We start from the raw sequence: 6,254 nt of genomic DNA on the forward strand, positions 1-6,254 counted from the left end.
CCAGGTCAGTACGACACGACAATCTCAACAACATCATCTATCGAACATACGCCCGAACCGAGCCCGCGTGTCGTGTGGCGACGGTACTCGATCGCCTTCCCCAACAACCAGTCCAGCCTGGGGATATGCGACCAACGCGCCACAATGTCCGGATCCACAGCACCGGCCAGCAGACCATCGACGATCACCAGCGCTGCAGTAAACCCACGCGGGCGCAATCCAACGGACGGATCAAACTCGGTCAGCACAGGCTCAGCGTGGCCATCGAACAGCAAATGCGACAAGAAATCCAGGTGCGCGACTACCCCCTCGGACCCGAGGTGCTCCTCGCGCCACACCGCCCGGTCAGCATTGGCAACCAGCCCGGTGCGCTCGCCGGAGGGGGCTTCGATGCCAGCCACGGCGTCGTCGTAAAGCAATGCTGCTGCAACCGCCTCATCGACACGCTCGCGCGGCTCACCGGTGGCGAACTCAGTCGCGCAATACCCCGCAACGATCAAGCGACCATCCGTCGCACGCACAGGACGCGAAATGCGCAGGCCCTCCCCCGGCACTGCCTTCTCACGCGCCTTGCCAGACCACGCGGACGTCTCACGCGCATGCGACAACACAACACGCCCGAAGCGCAGGCCATTGTTCCAAAATTGCGGGACCGCAACCGGCTCAATGTCGTCGATCTGGAATGCGGAAAGCACATGTGCCGGAATCGGCTTAAGCAAAGAAACCACCGACACCACCTTCTTAATTCACGGCCGGACGCGGATACGGCCACGGGTTCGGCCGGCACGTGTCGTCGTTGTTCGGGTAGTTCTCCTCCGGGCTCATCTCATGCAACTGCGCATTGTTCAGGCTCAGCGTCTGCTGCATCATGATCGGCGCAAGCGCATTCGCCTCCGGGCACGGCACGTGCTCCGCAAAGCCCACAGCGTGGCCCACCTCGTGATTAATCAGGTACTGGCGGTACGAACCGATGTCACCCTGGAACGGCACGGCACCGCGCACCCAGCGCGACTCGTTAATAATCACCGTGTCCTCGCCCGTAATGCGAGTACGGCAACTCGTCTCCGTACCCAACGCGGCACCACAGAGCTCCGCCGTCGTATCCAGAGAGGTCAAACGGATCTTCAGCGTCGGATCCTGATCTGCCGACACGTGCTCGAAGCGGAAGCGCGGATCATTCGTCCACCCGCGCGGATCCATCAACGTTGCATCCACCATCTGGGCAAACGACTGATCCCCGCCGTAACCGGAGGCGTCGATGCCGTGCTCGACCTCGACGATGTAGCGCACCACAATCTCAGTGCCCTGGCCCGCATTGGCACCAGGGATGCCGACCTCGTAGAACGTGCCCTCACCCGTCGTGGTGTACGGGCCACCCGGCGGCAGATCGTGCGGGTCAAAGATGCCTTCCGCGATCTTCGCAGGCTCCAGCGGCTTCGGTTGATCCGCATCCGCACCAGCCATGCCCGCTTCACCGGCCGGAGCCGACGCGGACTCGGCGACCGTCCCGATCGCCTGCTCATCCGGGTTTTGCACCATGTCCAGCAGGACAAACACGGTAATTACCGCAAGCACCGGGATCGCATACGCGCGCCACCCGTACTCGCGGGCAAAGGCGACAAGACGTCCCTCTTCACGGCTTGCGCCCTGCGGGGTGTCGTCGCCAGACTCCATACCCCAGCTATCAAACCAGTCGCCGAAGTCCTCTTCAGCGCCCCCGTGGTGCTCACTATGGCGCCCACCGTGAGACGGAGTGCCCTGCTGTTGTGCCATGTCTGAGTAATCTAGCGCATGAAGCCGACGCTACGGGCCGTGGTGCTGCCCTGCTCGACGTAAACGACACGGTCAGTGCGGATCAGGTAGGAGTGGCCCTTGGCATCCTCCAGCTTGAAGGTTGCCTGACCGTTCGCAATCGCCTGCTCGACGGTGGCAAAGATGTCTTCCTGGCCCTCCGGAAGCTTGATCGCTAGTTCGCGCGGGGTGTCTGCAAGACCAATCTTGATATCCATTTTCTCGCTCACTGTCCTTTTCTTGTTGCGCTTTGTGTGCCCGCAGGTGCAATAGCTAAACGTAACCACCTGCTGGCGGACGGCCCCATTGTAACGGCCGGTAGCTAAGATGAACGCGTGCCCTACGCAGCTGAGAGTGAACAACGTGGCGCTGCTCGTCGTGCGCCAAAGAAAACGACGTTTGCCGGGTTGGGGGTTGCGGCTGAAATTGTGGACGCGCTTGCGGACCACGGCATCACCCACCCGTTCTCCATTCAGGAGCTCACGTTGCCCATCGCGCTGGCCGGACGCGACATCATTGGCCAGGCCCGCACGGGTATGGGTAAGACGCTCGGTTTCGGTGTGCCGGTGCTAGACCGCGTCTTTGACGACGCAGACATTGCCGAACTCGACGGCACCCCGCGCGCACTGCTCATCGCCCCGACGCGCGAACTTGCGGTGCAGGTCGGCGAGGACATCGAACGCCTTGCCGTGCACACGCCGGTGCGCGTGGCCACGGTCTACGGCGGCCGCCCTTACGAGGAACAACTCGAGGCACTCGAAGCGGGCGCGGACATTGTCGTCGGCACGCCTGGCCGCCTGATTGACCTGCATGACCGTGGCGCGCTCATACTGGATAAGGTCGCCATCCTCGTGCTTGACGAGGCCGACGAGATGCTCGACATGGGCTTCCTGCCCGACATCGAAAAGCTTTGGTCCGCCGTGGGCGCAACGCAGACCATGCTCTTTTCCGCCACCATGCCGGGCCCGATCCTGTCCCTTGCCCGTTCGAAGATGAACAAGCCGGTGCACATCCGCGCCGAATCCGAAGATGCCTCCGCTACCCACGCCACCACCCGTCAGGTTGCGTTCCTCTCTCACCGCATGGATAAAGCCGAGGTCATCGCCCGTATCCTGCAGTCTCCGGGCCGCGAGCGCACCATTATTTTCGCCCGCACGAAGCGCTCGGCGGCCGATCTCGCCGAGGATCTTGCTGGCCGTGGCTTTGCCGTCGGCGCGGTCCACGGCAACCTCGGCCAGGTTGCGCGCGAGAAAGCTCTTGATGCTTTTCGACGAGGCGACGTGGAAATCCTCGTCGCCACCGACGTCGCGGCACGCGGCATTGATGTCGACGACGTCACCCACGTGATCAACTACCAAACCCCGGACGACCCCATGACGTATGTCCACCGCATCGGGCGAACCGGCCGCGCAGGACGCACCGGCGTGGCGGTCACCCTCGTCGGCTACGACGAAGCGACGAAGTGGTCCATGATCAACACCGACCTCGACCTGGGCAAACCCAACCTGCCCGAGTGGTTCTCCACCTCCCCTGAACTGCAGGAGGAGTTCGGTTTCCCGGAGTCAGCTACTGGCCATGTCGGACGCCCGCGTAAAGTGCTCGGGGCACGACCAAACCGTCCATCCCGCCCGGCGGCTCCGGGCAAGCGTTCAGGAAGGAAACGGCGTTGAGTAAGCCTTTGCGTCGCACCCGCCGCGACCTCATTGCCACCGGCGTCATCGCCGGCGTTTCGGCGTTGCTTGTCGGCACCGCCTTTTTCACCGCCCCGGTGCGCCAGGCTGATCTCTCTCCAGCAGCCGAAGCTCAGGAGGATTTTGGTCAGTTGGCGGTGGTGCCGTCGTCGCTAAGCGAGGGCTTCCGGCTCACCGACACCTCCGGACGCGCGCAACCGCTCGTAGCTAACGGCTTGATCATTACTTACAACGATCACACGCTGACCGCGACGAACCCTGAGGGCGAGACCGTCTGGACCTACGAACGCCCCAACGACCTGTGCCTGATGGATCAGGCGTGGGACAAGGTTGTGGCTGTCTACCGCGACAACGCTGGCTGCGGCGACGTGGTGGCCATCGACGCGAAAACCGGCCAATACGCCGGCACCCGATCCGCCCCGGCGTCTGAAAACGTCACGCGCCTGGCCTCGAACGACCGCATTGGCTACGCCTCCAGCGAACGCATCGAAGTATGGCGCTCCGACATGGTGCGCACCATGGAATACGGCTACATCGAAGCCCCGCAAGAATCCGACATGCAGCCCAACCCAGGCTGCGTGATCACCTCCGCGCTCACCCGCACCGAACTCGTCGCGCTGACCGAAACGTGTGGGGACGGCACCTTCCTCCGCATCCAAAAGGCAACCCCGGAAGACTCCCGCGAACCCGAAGTCGACGCCAACATTGAGATCGACCCGCAGGCCTACCTCGTCGCCGTCTCCCAAGACGCCGCCGCGGTCTACGACCCGTCAAAGAAGCAGGTCCTGGCCTACGACAAGGAAGGCAACAACACCAGCTCCTCCTCGGTGCCAGCAATGGGTGAGCCACAGCGTCTCGACGGCACCATCGCCGTCCTCCCCGTCGCCGACCTCCCCCATCACATGTCCTACTGGCAGGACGACTCTCTCCTGCTCATGGAGCCGGCAGGCCTCGGCGTCACCGGCGTGTTCCAAGGCGCACTCGGCACCGGCTTCGCCGCCGGCGACCGCCTGCTTTACGCCTCCCAGGACGGCATCGCGGTTGTGGATTGGGACAAAAACGCGGTCGACGAGATCATTCCCGTCGACCGCGGCGGCTACACCGGCCCCCTCCACATCTCCTCCGCCGGCGCAACCATTGTGGAAAAGCGTGGCGACGACATCGTCGTCCTCGACGCCAAGGTTTAGCGAGGCCGGAGGGGTGAGCGGTGTCGTCGATTAGCGGCGCGCCTTACGCTCCTCATACTGCGCCTCGTTATACGCCCTCGAACGCGGGTGGAACACGGTGACCAGCACCAACACCACCGAAATCAGTGTCGCCACGCCGAGCGTTACCGCCCCGCCGCGGAACATATAGATAGCCACGCCGCCAAGAATCGCCTCAATGAGGACCACCGCGCCAGTCGCACGCGGACGGCCGCGCAGAGTCTCCACCGACACAAACGCGATGTAGCCGAAAATGATCAGCAAAAACACCGCAGTACCGATGTTGACGTAACCAGCAACCGGCGAGTCGGACTCCAGGGTGTGCTCGGTAGCAAGGAACTGATCACGGATCAGCGTCACCACATAAACAAAGATCGCCAAGCACTGCACCAGCACCACCATCGCGCCGAAACGCATCAGGGGTGGGACCTCAGCATCCGCGAACGGCTGCTGCTCCGGGTCATTTGGGACGGGCGCGTGGGATTGATTCCGATTCGTAGTCACAACAAAGCAGTCTATCGCCACCGATACGGCAGATGAACCCCAGCGAACCGGCAGAAATCCGAAAAACACGATTTGACCCGGGCACCCCCACCACCCGTTTACTATCATCCCAGGTCAGAGGGTAGACCATTGGCTTGCGGATCGGCCCAGAAGTGCAAATGTGACCGCGATGACGTAGATACATTCTGTGATTCCGCGCACATTTTGGCCTCGAACCCTAGCGGGCTTTGCATGAACATGTCATTATTCACAAGTAGCAAAAACAACGGGCTGGTAACTCAGCCCTTAACCCTCAGACACCACGGGGTTAACGCCCGGTAAACCGGAAGACGGGATCTCGAATCCACCGAGAGGCACCGCCCGGAGCCAGGAACCAAACTTTGTTTGCAACGCACCTACATCGTTGGGTGTTTTAGTGGTGCACGAAAACCGACCACGCAGTACCGATTTATTTTTTAAGGAGCATCATCATGGATTGGCGCCACGAAGCAATTTGCCGCGACGAAGACCCGGAACTGTTCTTCCCGGTTGGTAACTCCGGCCCCGCCCTCGCTCAGATCGCAAAGGCGAAGCTTGTTTGCCATCGCTGCCCAGTAACCACCCAGTGCATGAAGTGGGCACTCGAGACCGGCCAGGACGCCGGCGTGTGGGGCGGCCTGTCTGAGGAAGAGCGTCGCGCACTGAAGCGTCGCAACAAGGCACTCGCCCGCAACCGCGCTCGCATGTCCGCCTAATTTTCCTCTCCGGTATCGCAGGCGATACAGTGATAGGTCTGTAACCGGTACAGATATATAAAGGAGACCCTCATGAGCAAGCGTGGTCGTAAGCGCAAGGATCGCCGCAAGAAGAAGGCGAATCACGGCAAGCGCGCAAACTCTTAAGCGCTAAAGCCCTCGCCCGGTACCTCCCCTTTCGGGAAGGTACCGGGCGTTTTCTTTTGCCCTCAGGGCCACTGCACTTTTGCACTCAGCGGGTTGTCTTGGTCGCGAAGTTCGGTGCTTGTTCGGGTGTTGCTCGACGGTCCTGGCCTGCTGTTTTCCGCTGGTCGTCTAGCTCTGTGTTT

The 6,254-nt window shown here is 62.0% G+C and carries 8 protein-coding genes; 4 read left to right on the forward strand and 4 right to left on the reverse strand.

The window, feature by feature from the left end; translation table 11 throughout:
• Positions 1-5: 5 nt before the first annotated feature.
• The 3 genes from HMPREF3171_RS04085 to HMPREF3171_RS04095 form a co-directional block, all read right to left on the reverse strand.
• Positions 6-728, reverse strand: a complete 723-nt coding sequence (locus HMPREF3171_RS04085; RefSeq protein ID WP_141743338.1) for a hypothetical protein — start codon at positions 726-728, stop codon at positions 6-8.
• A 13-nt stretch (positions 729-741) separates the two neighbouring features.
• The gene (locus HMPREF3171_RS04090; RefSeq protein ID WP_070483130.1) at positions 742-1,674 is read right to left on the reverse strand and encodes a DUF3152 domain-containing protein; all 933 of its coding nucleotides are present in this window, start codon (positions 1,672-1,674) and stop codon (positions 742-744) included.
• Between the two features lie 110 nt (positions 1,675-1,784).
• Positions 1,785-2,009 (reverse strand): DUF3107 domain-containing protein, encoded by a 225-nt coding sequence (locus HMPREF3171_RS04095; RefSeq protein WP_070422420.1) that lies wholly within the window; start codon positions 2,007-2,009, stop codon positions 1,785-1,787.
• A gap of 117 nt (positions 2,010-2,126) precedes the next feature.
• Between HMPREF3171_RS04095 and HMPREF3171_RS04100 the strand changes: the two genes are divergently transcribed.
• Positions 2,127-3,461, forward strand: a complete 1,335-nt coding sequence (locus tag HMPREF3171_RS04100; protein ID WP_070483132.1) for a DEAD/DEAH box helicase — start codon at positions 2,127-2,129, stop codon at positions 3,459-3,461.
• Positions 3,458-4,669, forward strand: a complete 1,212-nt coding sequence (locus tag HMPREF3171_RS04105; RefSeq protein WP_083291952.1) for an Rv3212 family protein — start codon at positions 3,458-3,460, stop codon at positions 4,667-4,669. Before HMPREF3171_RS04100 ends, HMPREF3171_RS04105 begins: the two co-directional genes overlap by 4 nt.
• 30 nt (positions 4,670-4,699) lie before the next feature.
• On the opposite strand, the gene HMPREF3171_RS04110 is transcribed toward HMPREF3171_RS04105, so the two are convergent.
• Positions 4,700-5,191: a hypothetical protein gene (locus HMPREF3171_RS04110; protein ID WP_224213006.1), complete on the reverse strand. Its 492-nt coding sequence runs from the start codon at positions 5,189-5,191 to the stop codon at positions 4,700-4,702.
• Positions 5,192-5,661: 470 nt separating this feature from the next.
• On the opposite strand from HMPREF3171_RS04110, the gene HMPREF3171_RS04115 reads away from it, so the two are divergent.
• Both HMPREF3171_RS04115 and HMPREF3171_RS12465 read left to right on the forward strand, forming a co-directional pair.
• Positions 5,662-5,925: a WhiB family transcriptional regulator gene (locus HMPREF3171_RS04115; RefSeq protein ID WP_070483135.1), complete on the forward strand. Its 264-nt coding sequence runs from the start codon at positions 5,662-5,664 to the stop codon at positions 5,923-5,925.
• Between the two features lie 72 nt (positions 5,926-5,997).
• Positions 5,998-6,072, forward strand: a complete 75-nt coding sequence (locus HMPREF3171_RS12465; protein ID WP_099046258.1) for a 50S ribosomal protein bL37 — start codon at positions 5,998-6,000, stop codon at positions 6,070-6,072.
• Positions 6,073-6,254 lie beyond the last annotated feature (182 nt).

This window comes from Corynebacterium sp. HMSC08F01 (assembly GCF_001807545.1).
In the GTDB taxonomy this organism is placed as follows: domain Bacteria; phylum Actinomycetota; class Actinomycetes; order Mycobacteriales; family Mycobacteriaceae; genus Corynebacterium; species Corynebacterium coyleae.